The sequence below is a fragment of the Xanthomonas rydalmerensis genome (genome assembly GCF_033170385.1).
Taxonomy (GTDB): Bacteria; Pseudomonadota; Gammaproteobacteria; order Xanthomonadales; family Xanthomonadaceae; genus Xanthomonas_A; species Xanthomonas_A rydalmerensis.
In genome coordinates, this window is record NZ_CP126170.1 from 3,380,251 (window position 1) to 3,395,781 (window position 15,531).

The window sequence follows — 15,531 nt, forward strand, 5'->3', positions numbered from 1 at the left end:
ATCCCGCGCCGCAACATGGCGCCGCATACGCCGGCCGCTGCGACGCTGGTTCAGATGCACGGCGGTCAGGCGGCACCAGCGAACGGCCAAACCATGCAAAGGCGACCTCGCAGTCGGCGCCGCCTCTGCAGGGCAGCGCGGCGCGCCCCGGAGCACCCTGCGCGCGTTCGGCCAGGCCGCAGACGCTCTAGAATCCCGGCATCTCATTGCGGACCCCGATATGGACCCGATCCTGCTAGGCAAAGGCGTGACCGACGACATCGCGGTGCTGCTGCAACCGCGCCTGGGCAATCGCCATGGCCTGGTCGCCGGCGCCACCGGTACCGGCAAGACCGTGACCCTGATGACCCTGGCCGAAGGCTTTTCGCGCATCGGCGTGCCGGTGTTCCTGGCCGACGTCAAGGGCGACGTGGCCGGCCTGGCTATGCCCGGCGACGGCAGCGAGAAGGTGCTGCAGCGCGCCCGGGAGATCGGCGTGGCCGACTACGCCCCGGCCGCCAACCCGGTGGTGTTCTGGGATCTGTACGGCCAGCTCGGCCACCCGGTGCGCACCACCGTCAGCGAGATGGGCCCCACCCTGCTGGCGCGCGTGCTGGAACTCAACGACACCCAGACCGGCGTGCTCGACATCGTGTTCAAGCTGGCCGACGACCGTGGCCTGCTACTGCTCGACCTGGACGACCTGCGCGCGCTGCTGGCGCTGGTGGTGGAAGAGCGCAAGGACATCTCCACCGAATACGGCCTGGTCAGCGCGCAGTCGGTGGCCGCGATCCAGCGCGCGCTGCTGCGCCTAGCGCAGGACGGCGGCGAGGGCTTCTTCGGCGAACCGGCGCTGGACCTGGCCGAGCTGATGCGGGTGGATCACGACGGCCGCGGCGTGATCGGCATCCTCGCTGCCGCGCAACTGGTGCTCAAGCCGCGGCTGTACTCGACCTTCCTGCTGTGGCTGCTGTCGGAACTGTTCGAACGGCTGCCGGAAGTGGGCGACCTGGACAAGCCCAAGCTGGTGTTCGTGTTCGACGAAGCGCACCTGCTGTTCGACGATGCGCCGCCGGCGCTGGTGCAGCGCATCGAGCAGGTGGTGCGGCTGATCCGCTCCAAGGGCGTGGGCGTGTACTTCTGCTCGCAGTTCCCGGACGACGTGCCCGACAGCATCCTCGGCCAGCTCGGCAATCGCGTGCAGCACGCGCTGCGCGCCTATACGCCACGCGACCAGAAGGCGGTGCGCACCGCCGCCGAAACCTTCGTGGCCAATCCCAAGCTTGACGTGGCCAAGGCCATCTCGCAACTCGGCACCGGCGAGGCACTGGTGTCCACGCTGCAGGACAAGGGCGTGCCGACACCGGTGCAGCAGACCCTGATCGCGCCGCCGCGCTGCCGCATGGGCGCGATCACCGAGGCCGAGCGCACGCAGGTGCGCGCCGGCAGCCCGGTCGGCACGCGCTACGACACCCCGGTCAATCGCGAATCGGCGGCGGAACTGCTGGCGCGCCGCGTCGAGCAGAGCGCCGACCGCAGCGCCGCGCCGCCGGCGCGCACCCGCGAACAGGACGAGGCGCAGGACAGCGGCTTCGGCCAGGCGGTCAAGGACGCGGTATTCGGCACCAAGCGCCGCCAGGGCATGCTGGAGGCGATGGCCAAGCAGACCTCGCGCACCATCGGCAACCGCATCGGCCAGCAGATCGTGCGCGGCATCTTCGGCAGCATCTTCGGCGGCAAGCGCTGAGCGCGGCGCGCGTGATATGCGCGCCGGCGTCCAGGTCACGGGCATCCCGTCAGAACGGCTTCAGCGCATCTGCAAAGCGCGCTTTGCCGCGGCCAGCGCGTATGTCATCGCACTCGTAGGAGCGGCTTTAGCCGCGACCGGGCTTTCCCGGTAATGCCGGTCGCGGCTGAAGCCGCTCCTACGGCATCCGCGTCATCCCGCAGCGCCAGCGCTATCCCAACAGCCAGTGCAGCTTGGCGTACTGCAGCAGCATGATGGTCTTGGCGTCGGCGATCTCGCCGGTGTCGATCATCGCCAGCGCCGCATCGAGCGCCAGCTCCAGCACCTCGATTTCTTCGCCCTCGGCAGCCACGCCGCCGCCGGCGCCGACCTTGTCGCGGTCCACGTATTCGCCCACGAAGAAATACAGCCGCTCGGTCACCGAGCCCGGACTCATGAACGCCTCGAACACCTTGCGCACATTCTCGATCCGGTAGCCGGTCTCTTCTTCGGTTTCCTTGCGGATGCAGGTCTCCGGATCGTGGCGATCGAGCAGGCCGGCGCAGGCCTCGATCAGCATGCCGTCGGGGTTGCCGTTGAGCAGGGTCGGCAAGCGGAACTGGCGGGTCAGCATCACCGTGCCCTTGGCGCGGCTGTACAGCAGGATGGTCGCGCCATTGCCGCGGTCGTAGGCCTCGCGCGTGAGCGCCTGCCAGCTGCCGTCGTGGCGCTGGAAATCGAAACTGACCTTGCGCAGCACGTACCAGTTGTCCGACAGCACTTCGATATTGGTGACGCGCACGCGCGGATTTTCGGAAACGAAGGAAGGGTCCAAGCGAAACTCCTGTAAGGGAAAGGCGAGGCGGCAGGCACGATGCCCGACACGCGCACTCGCCGCGTGACCATGCAGTGTAGCCAGCGCACGCAGCGCCGCTGCGACAGGGGTGGCGCTTTGCGCAGCAGGCCGCGCTCCACGTGCCACAATCCGCCATGGCGACCGCACGGCCGCCACGGCCAGCGCCCAATTGCACCCGTCGCGACAGACCCGCACAATCGTCGCACTTCGTAGACAGGGGGCGTCATGGAAGACCGTCGGCGCGCGGGCGCAAGCCGCGCACAGCACAACACACCCGAACCGTTCTGGGCGCGCACCCGCGCCATCGCGCTGTATCCGCTACGCGGCGGCGCGCTGTACGCGCTGATCGCACTGACCCTGTGCAGCCTGCTGGGAATGCTGCCCGGCATCGGCTGGATCCTGGGCATCATCACCACCCTGGCGATCTACAAATACGCCTTCGAGATCCTGCGGCATACCGCCGACGGCTACCTGGACGCGCCGGAACGCGGTTTCGATGTCGGCGACGGCGTGGTGCTGCGGCTGCTGGCGATGATGATCCTGCTCGGCATGGCGGTGTTCGCCGCGCTGCTGCTGGCCGGGCCGGTCGGCGGCCTGCTGATGCTGCTGGCGGTGGTGCTGCTGCAGCCGGGCATCCTGATTTCCCTGGCGATGGACGGCAGCCTGCGCCGCGCGCTGAACCCGGCCGTGTCGATCGGCCTGGCGCTGCGCATCGGCTGGCCGTACCTGGCCGCGTTCGGCCTGCTGTTCGTGATCCAGGCCAGCGCGCTGAGCGCCGCCGCCTGGCTGCAGCGCGCCCTGCCGCCGCTGGTCGCCGACCTGGCGGTCACCGTGGTGACGATCTGGGGCCTGTTCGCGGCCTTCCACCTGTTGGGCTACCTGGTCTACCAGTATCACGCCGTGCTGGGCTACGAACCGGCCGCCGATGCCGCCAACGCCTTCGCCCGCCACGACCCGGACCAGCGCGTGCTCGACGAGGCCGAACAACTCGTGCGCGACGGCCACACCGACGACGCGCTGCAGGTGCTGCGCAGCGAAGTACGCACCCGCGCGGTGAGCCTGGGCGTGCACGAGCTGTACCAGCGCCTGTTGCGCGGCAGTGCGCGCCACGACGAACGCCGCGAGCATACCCGCCAGTACATCCACCGACTGCTGCAGGAAAAGCAGGAGCGGCGCGCGTTGGCCTTGCAGCGCGAGGCGCTGGATGCCGATCCCGACTTCGCGCCGCTGCTGCCGGAACAGGCCACGCTGCTGGCCGAACGCGCGCAACTGGCCGGGCAGTTCCGGCTCGCCGCCGACGGCCTGCAGGCCGCGCTGCGTGCCTGGCCGACCGCACCGGAACACAGCGCCTGGTCGCTGCAGGCCGCCTTGCTGCTGGCCGAACGCTTCGGCGAGGACGCGCAGGCGCGCCGCCTGCTGGAGGACGCGCTGACCCGCTGCGACGACGACGTGCAGCGCGGCAAGCTGCAGGCGGCCTTGCGCGCGGTGACGATCGCGCCGGTCTAGCGCGCGTCTCTAGCGCGCGTCGTGCGCGGAGCGGGACGCGTCGCGTGCCCCCCGCGCGCGCCAGGCAGCGCGCTCAGGCGTTGGCGAGCAGGAACCGGGCCTTGTCCGCCTGCGGCAGGTCCGGATAGCGCACGATCAGCGCCTCCAGCACACGCCGCCACTCCGCCGTGGCCTGGCGTTCGCCATGGCCCAGCGCGAGCCGGAACCAGGCCTGCGCCTGCTGCTCGCGCGGCGAGACCGCATCCTGCGCCAGCAGCGCCTCCGCCTCGGCCAGCAAGCCCAGCGCCATCCAGCGCGCGAACAGCGCCGTGCGCGTCGGCGGGTCCAGGTCGCCGGCCGCCGCCAGCACTCCCGCCTGCTGCCGCGCCTCGTGCACGGACGGCGCCGCCAGCCGCAACAGCTCCAGCGCCCGCAGCCGCGCCGTCGCGGCCTGGCCGGCATTGGCCGCCAGACGGTAACGGGCCATTGCCACATCGAAGCGCTGTGGCGCTTCGGCGGCCAGCGCGTCCAGCAGCGCCCCGGCCTGGACGTGTTCCATCCGCCCCAGGTGCGCTTGCGCACGCGCCCAGCGGTCGTCGGCCACTGCGCCGCCATCGTCGCGCAGGAAGGCCTCGCGGGTCTGCCCGGTCGCCACCAGCACTGCGCCGAGCAGCGCGCCGACCACCAGGCCGCCGGCATGCGCGTCGAAGCCGATGCCCGCGTCTCCGTTGAACAGCAGGTTGTACAGCTCCCAGCCGAGCCACAGCGGCAGCAGCGCGATGGCCGGCGCGCGCACGTAGTCGAACAGCACCGCCGCCCAATAGAAGAAGCGCACCGGGCGCCGCCCCCAGACCACACAGAACGCACCCATCAGCGCGGCGATGGCACCGGACGCGCCGAGACCGCCTCCGGCTTCGCCCCAGCGCCACCACAGGCTGGCCGCGCTGGCGCCGAACGCACCGAGCAGGTACACCGCCAGGAACCGCCAGCCGCCGATCGCGCCCTCCAGCAGGGTACCCAGCGCCAGCAGGAACAGCATGTTGCCGATCAGGTGCATGGCGTCGGCATGCAGGAACGTAGAACCGAGCATGCGCGCCGGCGCCCATTCCGAGCTGCGCTGCACATGGCGCAGGGTGAACACGCGCTGCAGCAACGCGTCGTAGCGCGCGCGCAGCGACGTCCATGCCTGCCGTGCATCGGCGTCCGCGAATGCGCTGCCGTCGCGCATGGCCTGCACGAAGCGCACGTCGTGCAAGGTGGCGGCGCAGACGAAGGCCAACCGCTCCTTCGCCGGCACTTGCTGCAGTTGCGCAAGCGGCTCGCGCTGACCGCTGCGGTCCAGATAGCGCGCATAGGCCGGCGCTTCCAGCGCGCCGAGTCCGGAGTCGAGGTAGTAGCGAAACGCCTGCCGCAGCGGCGCCGTGTCGTGACGCTGCCAGCCGACGTAGACCGCGACGTTGAGCAGGATCAGCAGCAGCGTGACCAGCGGAAAATTCTCCCGCGACAGCGGCTTGTGCAGCGGCAGGATCAGCATTCAACGGAGGTCCATCGGCGGGGCGGCGCCAGCTTCGGGCATCGCCTGCGGGTGCGCAAGCCGCAGGCACGCGCTAGCATCGCCACCCCGCTCCACCGCAGTCGCACCGATGAGCCGCTGGCGTCCCCCTGCCGAGAAAAGCACCGCCCTGATCACTCCGGAAGGCCATGCCCGGCTCAAGGCCGAGCTGGAGGAGCTGTGGCGGGTGCGCCGCCCCGAGGTGGTCAAGGCGCTGGCCGCGGCCGCGGCCGAGGGCGACCGCTCGGAGAACGCCGAGTACACCTACCGCAAGAAGCAACTGGGCGAGATCGACCGCCGCGTGCGCTACCTGAGCAAGCGCCTGGAAGCGCTGCGCGTGGTTGCCGAGGCGCCGTCGGACCCGCAGGCGGTGTTCTTCGGTGCGCACATCGAACTGGAGGACGCCGACAGCGGCGAACTGCGCCGCTACCGCATCGTCGGCCCCGACGAGACCGACGCGGCGCGCGGCTGGATCAGCATCGATTCGCCGCTGGCGCGGGCGCTGCTGAAGAAACGCGTCGACGACGAAGTGGAAGCGCAACTGCCCGGCGGCCGTCACAGCTTCGTGGTGGTGGCGGTGGACTACGCCGCGCCGTGAGCGCGCGGCGCCGTGGCGCCACGCACGCCATCGCCTGCGGCCTCAGAGCACCCGCAGGTCCAGCGCCTTTGCTGGCGACGCCTGCACCGGCAGCGCATCGCCGAACAGGTCGTGCTCGTCGCTGTCGGTGATGTCCACCTGCACCAAGTCGCCAGGCTTCAGCCCCAGCTCGCCGCCGTTCTGGATATGCACCAGGCCGTCGATCTCCGGCGCATCGGCCTTGGAGCGCGCCACGGCGATGCCATCCTCCAGCAGGTCGACCAGGCACTCCTGCACCGTGCCGATCTTGGCTTCCAGGCGAGCGGCGGAAATCGCCGCCTGCCGTTCCATGAAGCGCGCCAGCCGCTCCTGCTTGAGTGCTTCCGGCACCGGATCCGGCAGCGCGTTGGCGCTAGCGCCGTCCACCGGCGAATAGGCGAATGCGCCGACGCGGTCCAGCTGCGCGGCGTCGAGGAATTCCAGCAACTGCTCGAACTCGGCGTCGGTCTCGCCAGGGAAACCGACGATGAAGGTCGAACGCAGCGTGATCTCTGGGCACAGCGCGCGCCAGCGCTGCACGCGCTCCAGGGTGCGTTCGACCGCGCCGGGCCGCTTCATCAGCTTGAGGATGCGCGGGCTGGCGTGCTGGAACGGGATGTCCAGATACGGCAGCAGCTTGCCCTCGGCCATCAGCGGGATCACGTCGTCGACGTGCGGGTACGGGTACACGTAGTGCAGGCGCGCCCACGCCCCCAGTTCCGACAGGCCCTCGCACAGCGCCTTCATCCGCGTCTGGTAGGCGCGGCCGCGCCACTCGCGCTCGGCGTACTTCAGGTCCACGCCGTAGGCCGAGGTGTCCTGCGACACCACCAGCAGCTCGCGCACCCCGCCCTTGACCAGGCGCTCGGCCTCGCGCAGCACCTCGTCGACCGGGCGCGACACCAGGTCGCCGCGCATCGAGGGAATGATGCAGAAGCTGCAACGGTGATTGCAGCCTTCGGAGATCTTCAGATAGGCGTAATGCCGCGGCGTCAGCTTGACGCCGATGTCGTCTTCGTTGCTGCCACGGCCGCGCGGCAGCAGGTCCACGAACGGATCGTGGCGCGGCGGCAGCGCCGCATGCACCGCTTCCATCACGCTCTGGTAGTCCTGCGGGCCGGACACCGCCAGCACGTCCGGATAGGCCGCACGGATCTGCTCCGAGCGCTTGCCCAGGCAACCGGTGACGATGACCTTGCCGTTCTCGGCCATGGCCTCGCCGATCGCCTCCATCGACTCGGCCACCGCCGAATCGATGAAACCGCAGGTATTGACCACCACCACGTCGGCCGCGTCGTAGCTGGGCACGATCGCATAGCCCTCCACGCGCAGCTGGGTGAGGATGCGTTCGGAATCGACAAGGGCCTTCGGGCAGCCGAGGCTGACGAAGCCGACTTTGGGGGTCGCAAGAGACATTGGGGCCGGGGTCCGGGGGCCTGGGAGAAAAACAGCGCGCGAAGTATACCGGGCCGTGGCCGCCGGCGCGGCCGAGGCCCGGTGTGCGCCCGCTCACCCCGGCTTAGCCCGGGCGATGGATAATCGGCCGCTTCCCCCACCCCACAGGACGCCGCTCATGGGCCACTGGACCACACTCGACACCGCTCACGGCCAGGTTTCCGCCTGGCACGCCCTGCCCGAAGGCACGCCGCGCGGCGGCCTGGTCGTCATCCAGGAGATCTTCGGGGTGACCGACTACATCCGCGAGGTCGCCGACCGCTACGCCGCGCACGGCTACGAAGTGCTGGCGCCGGCGCTGTTCGATCCGGTCGAGAAGGACGCGCAACTGGCGTACGACCAGGACGGCGTGCGCAAGGGCCTGGAACTGGTCGGTGCGCTCGGCTTCGACCGCGCCCTGGACATCGTGCAGGCGGCCGCGCAGGCGCTGGCGCCGGCCGGCAAGGTCGGCACCCTGGGCTACTGCTGGGGCGGCAGCGTCGCGCTGCTGGCGGCGCTGCGCCTGGGCCTGCCTTCGGTGAGCTACTACGGCGGCCGCAACACCCAGTTCCTGGACGAGACGCCGAAGGCGCCGGTGCTGTTCCACTTCGGCGCGCAGGACGGCAGCATCCCGGCCGACTCGATCCAGCAGCACCGCGAAAAGCTGCCGCAGATGCAGACCTTCGTGTACCCGGCCGGCCACGGCTTCGACCGCCACGTCGACCCGAACCACTACGATGCCGACAGTGCCGAGCTCGCCCGCGAACGCAGCCTGGCGTTCCTCGCCGAGCACCTGGGCTGAGCCGCGGCATGGCCGAGTTCGTCCTGGACCCGCGGCTGCAGGCCGACAGCGCGTTCGTCGCCGACGGGCCGCTGTCGCAGGTGCGGCTGATGGACGACGCACGCTTCCCCTGGCTGCTGCTGGTGCCGCGGGTGGCCGCGGCCAGCGAGTGGATCGACCTGGACGGCGGCCAGCAGCGCCTGCTGCTGGCCGAGATCAACCAACTCTCGCAACTGCTGCGCCAGGAACCGGGCGTGCACAAGCTCAACATCGGCGCGCTGGGCAACGTGGTGCAGCAACTGCACGTGCACGTGCTGGGACGGCATCCCGGCGATGCCGCCTGGCCTGGCCCGGTGTGGGGCAGCGGCACGGCACAGCGGCTGCCGGCCGAGGAACTGCAGGCGCGTGTTGCGGCATGGCGCCAGCGGCTACGATAGGCGCCCTTTTTGCGGAAGCCGCGCCTCCATGAAATCCAATGTGATCGCCGCCATCGTGCTGATCGTGATCGGCCTGGTGTTCCTGGCCAACAACCTGGGCTGGACCAATCTGAGCCTGGGCCGGCTGATCGCCACCTGGTGGCCGGCGATCCTGGTCGCGGTCGGCGTCGGCATGTTGTTCGGCCGCGGCAAGTAGGTGGGGCCGGGATTGGGGATTCGGGAGTGGGGATTCGCGAAAGCGATCTCCCACTCTTAACTGCTGCATTGCGCTAGCCACTTCGAGAGCGGCCCCTGCAAACGCAGGGGTGCCGTGTCGCGACCGCGGGCTCAGCGGCGGACGTTGACCACGCGGGTGCCGGCGATCAGGTCGTGCAGGCAGCGCTTGTCCTGGCGGAAGATGAACAGCGCGTCCACCAGGGCGTAGATGCCGCCCACGATCGGCACCAGCGAGATCGCCTGGGTCGGCAGATAGCGCAGCGCGATCAGGCGCCAGAACGGCGGCTGCCCACCCTCCAGGTCGGCGATGCGGATCCACAGCAGCTTCTTGCCCCAGGTCTGCCCGCTCTTGGCCAGCGGGTAGCCCTGCACCAGCAGGAAGATCAGCATGCCCAGCACGCCATAGCCGAGCGTGGTCAGAAACGACACCTGTACGCCGCTGCGCGCGGCCTCCATGACCTTGCCGAAGTAGCCGGTCAGTGCCGCCACCGGCAGGAACGTCGCCAGCGAGATCACGCCGTCGATCAGCGCCGCGCCGAGGCGCTCGCCGCGGCCGGCGAGGACCTCGCCGTCGGCGGCGCCGGGCAGCGCGGGCGGCAACGCCGCGTCGGGGGCCTGGTAGGGATTGGGGTCGTTCATTGCGCGCTCCTTGTGCTGTCGGAAAACGGGGTTGGAAAGGTCAGGTCTTGGGCAGCGTCACGCCGGTCTGGCCCTGGTACTTGCCGCCGCGATCCTTGTAGCTGGTCTCGCAGACGTCGTCGGCATCGGACTGGAAGAACAACATCTGCGCCACGCCTTCGTTGGCGTAGATGCGCGCCGGCAGCGGCGTGGTGTTGCTGAATTCCAGGGTCACGTGCCCCTCCCACTCCGGTTCCAGCGGGGTGACGTTGACGATGATGCCGCAGCGCGCATAGGTGCTCTTGCCCAGGCACACCACCAGGGTGTCGCGCGGGATGCGGAAGAATTCCACCGTGCGCGCCAGCGCGAAGCTGTTGGGCGGAATGATGCACTCGTCGGCCTCGATGTCGACGAAGCTCTTGGGGTCGAAGTGCTTGGGGTCGACGATGGTCGAGTTGATGTTGGTGAACACCTTGAACTCGCGCGAGCAGCGCACGTCGTAGCCGTAGCTGGAGGTGCCGTAGCTGACGATGCGCTGGCCGTCGACCTGCTTGACCTGGCCCGGTTCGTAGGGCGCGATCATGCCGTGCTGTTCGGACATGCGGCGAATCCAGCGGTCGCTCTTGATGCTCATGGGGCTTCCTGATGCGGTGGCGGCAGGCCGCAGCCTGCGCGCCGGGACCCGGCCGGCGAACGGGGCCGGCCGTAATGACCGGCGATTCTAGCCGGTCGCGGGGCGTTCGCGGCAGGCGCCGCGCGCCGCTCAGCGCAATGCCGCGGAGATCGGGATGGCGGCGCGGGGGCGCTTGCGCAGTTCCTCGGTCAGGCGCTGCGCGGTGGCCAGATAGGCCTGCGCCGCAGCCGACTCAGGCGCCGCGGCCACCAGCGGAGTGCCGGCGTCGCCCTGCTCGCGGATCGCGATCGCCAGCGGCAGCGAACCCAGCAACGGCACGCCGTACTGCTGCGCCATGCGCTGGCCGCCGCCCTCGCCGAACAGATGCTCGACATGGCCGCAGTGGCTGCAGGTGTGCACCGCCATGTTCTCGACGATGCCCAGCACTGGCACCTCGACCTTCTCGAACATCTTCAACGCCTTCTTCGCATCCAGCGTGGCGATGTCCTGCGGGGTGGTGACGATCACCGCGCCGGCCACCGGGATCTTCTGCGCCAGGGTCAGCTGGATGTCGCCGGTGCCGGGCGGCAGGTCGATCAGCAGGTAGTCCAGGTCGTCCCACAGGGTGTCGGCGAACAGTTGGGTCAGCGCCGAGGTCGCCATCGGCCCGCGCCAGATCATCGGCGTGTCCTGGTCCACCAGCAGCCCGATCGACATCGCCTCGATGCCGAAAGCGCGCATCGGCTCGATGCTCTTGTCGTCCGGGCTGTCCGGGCGCCCGCTCAGGCCGAGCATGGCCGGCACGCTGGGGCCGTAGACGTCGGCATCCAGCACGCCGACGCGTGCGCCCTGGCGCTGCAGGGCCAGCGCCAGGTTCACCGCGGTGGTGGACTTGCCTACCCCGCCCTTGCCGGAACCGACGGCGATGACGTTGCGGATGCGGGGATGCGGGGCGAGCTTGGGCTGGACGGCATGGGCAGGGAGACGCGGGCGTTCGGTCATCGGAAACTCAATAGAGAAGCGTCGGCAGCGCACGCGAGGCGGGCGCGGGACGAAAAGGACACATGGACCGCGAACGGGGCCGCGAACCGCGGCAGCGTCGCGGGCCGCACAGACACATGACTATACAAGTGTGCCGGTGCGGGGTCCCGCACCGCGGGCGACGCGAGCGCTGGCGACTTTGCGCAAATCGCGCCCGGCATCGACGGCAACCTGCTTTTCTCCTCTCGGCAACCCTCGCCAGGGTCACCCGCGACACGGACGCCGGGATCGAGGCGCACCACGCCGCTGACGGGACAGTCCGCAGTCCCACGCCCCACGATGGAGAAACGTACTCACCGAAATGGTGCGCAGGCGCCTGTGCCGCGCCGGCAGGCAGTCTCTCCATCCCAGTTGGCGCAAGCCTTCCAACGCCTGGCCGCCGCCGACGCCACGCCAGTCAGCAACCTGTACAAGCAACGCCCCGTAATGGTGCAAAGCAGCGCGAAATTTGTCTACGCGGGCGCTAGGACCCGGCGTTTGCCGACGTTTCCTGCCCGATCGCCGCACTTTTCGCTTGTAGACGAAAAAAGTGACAGCCACGTACAAACTTCGTTAAGTCCGTGTTACGTTTGGGTTGGTCGCAGGATGCGACCCCACTTTCAAGGCACATGTCGCGGCACGAGGCCCCTCGCCTTATCGATTGATTTTCGGGGATAGAGAAAGATGACTGCTCGTCATACTCGTAGTTTCAAGCACAGCCACCTGAGTGCCGCACTGGCCTCCGCCATGCTTGTTCCGGCCGCGTTCGCCGCCTTCGCGCAGGACGCCACGACCGATGACAAGACCGACAAGGCGACGAATCTCGACAAGATCACCGTCACCGGCTCGCTGATTCCGCAGACCGAGATCGAGGTCGCCACTCCGGTCACCACGATCAGCGCTCAAGAGATCAAGGCGCGCGGCTTCAGCACCGTCGCCGACGTGCTGCAGAAGAGCTCGTTCGCCACCGGCGGCGTGCAGGGCGGGCAGAGCTCGGGCACCTTCACCCAGGGCGCGAAGACGGTGAGCCTGTTCGGCCTGCCGCCGGGCTACGTGAAGTACCTGATCGACGGCCGTCCGATGTCGAACTATCCGGCGCTGTACAACGGTAGCGACACGTTCAACAACATCAGCGGCATTCCGATCGACCTGGTCGACCGCATCGAAATCCTGCCGGGCGGCCAGTCGTCGCTGTACGGCTCCGACGCGATCGCCGGCGTGATCAACGTCATCCTCAAGAAGAAGATGGACGGCGCGGTGTTCAGCATCCGCGGCGGCGGCTTCTCCGAGGGCGGCGGCAGCAACTTCCGCACCACCTTCGCCGACGGCTGGACCTCGGCCGATGGGCGCACCAGCATCCTGGGCGGCGTGCAGTACGAAGAGAAGGATCCGATCTGGGCCTACCAGCGCGACCAGACCAAGCAGTTCAATACCCAGGGCACCACCCCCCAGCTGGCGAGCCGCGATTTCCTGGTCTACAGCCCGTTCACCAGCTACAAGTTCTTGGATCCAGCCAGGTGCGGCAATGTGTCCGGCCTGTTCGGCGGTACCGAGGGGTTGCAGCAGCGTCCAGGCTTCGGCGACACCTACTACTGCGGTTCCAAGTTCACGCCGGGCTACCGCACCCTGGACAGCGGCACCAAGTCGCTGCAGGCCTATATCCATGGTACCCATGACCTGAACGACAACGTCCAGTTGTATGGCGATGTGCTCTACAGCCACGAAGAGGTCAAGTACAACTCCGGCTCCAACTACATCTGGTGGGGCACCGCCGCTGATTTCGGCTACTACTACGATCCGAAGGTGGGCGACCTACTGAACCTGCAGCGCTCGTTCGCCCCGGAAGAAATGGGCATCAACGGCATCAAGGACACGATGAGCCGCGACAAGAGCGACTCGGTGCGCGTGACCTTTGGCGCCCAGGGCCAGCTCGGCCAGTCGAACTGGGACTACGATGCCGGCGTCACCTACACCCAGTACAAGTTGGAGGAGCGCCAGCTGGTCCGCTACAAGAACGCGATCGACCAGTTCTTCGTGAACCGTGTGCTGGGTCCGCAGCTCGGCCTGGATCCGCTGTACGGCGCCTACCCGGTGTATTCGCCGAACTATGCGGCGTTCTACTCGCCGATCAGTCAGGCGGACTTCGCCAGCTTCACCGGCCAGGCCACCAACAAGAGCAAGACCTCCGACGGCATGTTCCGCGTGCAGGCCACTAATACCAAGCTGTTCAGCCTGCCCGGCGGCGACGCCGGCCTGGCCGTGGTCGGCGAATACGGCAAGCAGAAGTGGGACTACGCGCCGGATCCGGTGATCCTCAATGGCGAAGTCTGGGGCCTGACCTCGGTGGCCGGCGGCGGCCAGCGCGACCGCTACGCGCTGACCTCGGAACTGCGCATGCCGGTGTTCGATCCCCTGACCATCACCCTGTCCGGGCGCTACGACGCGTACAAGGCCAGCGGTCGCACCATCGACAAGCCGACTTACGGCATTTCGCTGGAATACCGTCCGTTCGAGACCCTGCTGCTGCGCGGCAAGTACGGCACCGCGTTCCGCGCACCGACCCTGTCCGATCTGTACCAGGGCCAGAGCGGCTACTACAACAGCGTCGTCGACTACTACCAGTGCGCGCAGCGCGGCTACCTGCCGGGCAATACCGACAACTGCCCGCAGGCGTACTCCAGCCGTCAGTTCCGCGGTACGCAGTCCGGCAGCCTGGACCTGAAGCCGATCAATGCGGATGTGTGGAGCGCCGGCTTCGTGTGGTCGCCGGTGGACCGCATGGCGCTGACCGTCGACTACCTCAACTGGGACATCAATGATGAAGTGACCCAGCAGAGCGCCGATGGCTTGAGCCTGCAAGACTACCGCTGCCGCGCCGGCATCGACGATGCCAATTCTGCACTGTGTGAGCAGACAGCGTCGCAGGTGACACGCAATGCGGCCGGCCAGATCACCAACATCTACACGCCAAAGATCAACGTCTCCAACCAGAAGCTGGAGGCGGTCACCGCCTCGTTCCGCTACGGCTACGACCTGGGCCGTTGGGGCGATCTCAGCACCATCGCCAGCTACAGCGAGAACCTGCGCCATAAGTCCGTGCGCTACAAGGGCGACACGCCGGTGGATCTGCTGAACGATCCGTACTGGAGCACCGATCCGAAGCGCAAGGCCGACGCCTCGCTGACCTGGGACATCGGCAAGTTCTCGACCACCTGGTACGCGAACTGGTTCGACAAGACTCCAAACTATGCCCCGACGGTCAGCATCAAGGGGTACGGCGCCGATGGCGCAGGCAAGCTGCCTTCGCACATCACCCATAACGCCAGTGTCACCTACAAGGCGTTCGAGGGCATGGAGCTGTCGCTGATGGTGACCAACGTGTTCAACAAGATGCCCCCGCTCGACCCGACCTACCTGGGCAGCGCGCAGTGGGCGTACAACAACTACAACTTCGACGTGTACGGCCGTGCCTACTACCTGGAAATGCGTTACTCGTTCGGCAAGTAAGCCGACGCGCAGGTAGACATGGAGCCCACCCGCAAGGGTGGGCTTTTTTTTGCCTCGCCTTCGCGGCCTGCGCAGCCGTCCAGGTCAGCGCAGACGCCAATCCCTCTTGCGCGTTAGACAAGCTCCGTAAGGCTCGCGCGGTTTGCGCACGGCAGCGTTCCGATATCGTGTCAGCCAGCACCAATCGCCCATGATGTAATCGCGCCCAGCCGATCCATCGTCGCCGACGCGGAGCATCCGCGTCGGCATCCCCTGATGGCGCACTACGTTTCATGGAGCAGCCAATGCCACGTCGCGACTTCGATCCCGCCACCTTCGCCGCGGATGGGCGGCCGGCCACGCAGGCACGGCTGTTCGACGCGGACACGCCGCCGCCGTGGCACGGCGTCGTCGCCGGCGCCGCGTTGGGCGGCGCGGTCACCGTGCTGACCTACGGCACGGATGCGATCGGCGATGGCCCGCCGCGCCATGTCCATCCGTACGACGAGACCTTCGTGGTCCTGGTCGGACGTGCGCGTTTCTTCGTCGGCGACAGCACGCTCGAGGCCGCGGCTGGAGAGGTGGTCTTCGGCCCCGCCGGCGTGCCGCACCGATTCGAGAACCTGGGTCCCGGCCGCCTGCAGACGATGGACATCCATCATTCGCCGACCTGGATTCAGACCGATCTGGACTAGGCGACGCCGGCCAGGCG

14 protein-coding genes are annotated in these 15,531 nt (G+C 68.4%); 8 read left to right on the forward strand and 6 right to left on the reverse strand.

The features are described from left to right. Positions 1-220: 220 nt before the first annotated feature. On the forward strand, positions 221-1,726 hold the full coding sequence (locus tag QN245_RS14150) for a helicase HerA-like domain-containing protein (protein WP_317845419.1): 1,506 nt from the start codon (positions 221-223) through the stop codon (positions 1,724-1,726). Between the two features lie 211 nt (positions 1,727-1,937). Here the strand turns inward: QN245_RS14150 and nudK are convergent, their stop codons facing one another. After that, complete coding sequence (gene nudK / locus QN245_RS14155; RefSeq protein ID WP_317843471.1) at positions 1,938-2,540, reverse strand: GDP-mannose pyrophosphatase NudK; 603 nt, start codon at positions 2,538-2,540, stop codon at positions 1,938-1,940. A gap of 246 nt (positions 2,541-2,786) precedes the next feature. Here nudK and QN245_RS14160 point away from each other — a divergent pair, with 246 nt between their 5' ends. After that, positions 2,787-4,067, forward strand: coding sequence for a tetratricopeptide repeat protein (locus tag QN245_RS14160; protein ID WP_317843472.1), 1,281 nt, complete (start codon positions 2,787-2,789; stop codon positions 4,065-4,067). A 73-nt stretch (positions 4,068-4,140) separates the two neighbouring features. Here QN245_RS14160 and QN245_RS14165 read toward each other — a convergent pair whose 3' ends face one another. After that, positions 4,141-5,580 carry a rhomboid family intramembrane serine protease gene (locus QN245_RS14165; protein WP_317843473.1) on the reverse strand — a complete coding sequence of 480 codons (1,440 nt, stop codon included), beginning with the start codon at positions 5,578-5,580 and terminating at the stop codon, positions 4,141-4,143. A gap of 109 nt (positions 5,581-5,689) precedes the next feature. Between QN245_RS14165 and greB the strand changes: the two genes are divergently transcribed. Then, positions 5,690-6,196, forward strand: a complete 507-nt coding sequence (gene greB / locus QN245_RS14170; protein ID WP_017911327.1) for a transcription elongation factor GreB — start codon at positions 5,690-5,692, stop codon at positions 6,194-6,196. A gap of 42 nt (positions 6,197-6,238) precedes the next feature. Here the strand turns inward: greB and rimO are convergent, their stop codons facing one another. Then, positions 6,239-7,630 carry a 30S ribosomal protein S12 methylthiotransferase RimO gene (gene rimO, locus QN245_RS14175; RefSeq protein ID WP_317843474.1) on the reverse strand — a complete coding sequence of 464 codons (1,392 nt, stop codon included), beginning with the start codon at positions 7,628-7,630 and terminating at the stop codon, positions 6,239-6,241. 157 nt (positions 7,631-7,787) lie between these two features. Here rimO and QN245_RS14180 point away from each other — a divergent pair, with 157 nt between their 5' ends. The 3 genes from QN245_RS14180 to QN245_RS14190 are packed head-to-tail and all read left to right on the forward strand — an operon-like array spanning position 7,788 to position 9,062. After that, complete coding sequence (locus tag QN245_RS14180; protein ID WP_184449285.1) at positions 7,788-8,450, forward strand: dienelactone hydrolase family protein; 663 nt, start codon at positions 7,788-7,790, stop codon at positions 8,448-8,450. Positions 8,451-8,458: 8 nt separating this feature from the next. Further along, positions 8,459-8,866 (forward strand): HIT domain-containing protein, encoded by a 408-nt coding sequence (locus QN245_RS14185; protein ID WP_184449283.1) that lies wholly within the window; start codon positions 8,459-8,461, stop codon positions 8,864-8,866. A 28-nt stretch (positions 8,867-8,894) separates the two neighbouring features. Beyond that, the gene (locus QN245_RS14190; RefSeq protein ID WP_003467495.1) at positions 8,895-9,062 is read left to right on the forward strand and encodes a LiaI-LiaF-like domain-containing protein; all 168 of its coding nucleotides are present in this window, start codon (positions 8,895-8,897) and stop codon (positions 9,060-9,062) included. A gap of 131 nt (positions 9,063-9,193) precedes the next feature. Here the strand turns inward: QN245_RS14190 and QN245_RS14195 are convergent, their stop codons facing one another. The 3 genes from QN245_RS14195 to apbC all read right to left on the reverse strand — a co-directional run bounded on the left by QN245_RS14195 (position 9,194) and on the right by apbC (position 11,315). After that, a complete protein-coding gene (locus QN245_RS14195; RefSeq protein WP_160968361.1) occupies positions 9,194-9,721 on the reverse strand; it encodes an RDD family protein in 528 nt (175 codons plus the stop codon). A gap of 40 nt (positions 9,722-9,761) precedes the next feature. Next, positions 9,762-10,334, reverse strand: coding sequence for a dCTP deaminase (dcd, locus tag QN245_RS14200; RefSeq protein WP_010340509.1), 573 nt, complete (start codon positions 10,332-10,334; stop codon positions 9,762-9,764). A gap of 129 nt (positions 10,335-10,463) precedes the next feature. Beyond that, entirely contained in the window at positions 10,464-11,315 is an 852-nt protein-coding gene (gene apbC, locus QN245_RS14205) for an iron-sulfur cluster carrier protein ApbC (RefSeq protein ID WP_184449281.1), read from the reverse strand. Positions 11,316-12,080: 765 nt separating this feature from the next. Here apbC and QN245_RS14210 point away from each other — a divergent pair. Both QN245_RS14210 and QN245_RS14215 read left to right on the forward strand, forming a co-directional pair. Further along, entirely contained in the window at positions 12,081-14,840 is a 2,760-nt protein-coding gene (locus QN245_RS14210; protein ID WP_317845368.1) for a TonB-dependent receptor plug domain-containing protein, read from the forward strand. 284 nt (positions 14,841-15,124) lie between these two features. Next, entirely contained in the window at positions 15,125-15,514 is a 390-nt protein-coding gene (locus tag QN245_RS14215) for a cupin domain-containing protein (RefSeq protein WP_184449277.1), read from the forward strand. The last annotated feature ends 17 nt before the right edge of the window (positions 15,515-15,531 follow it).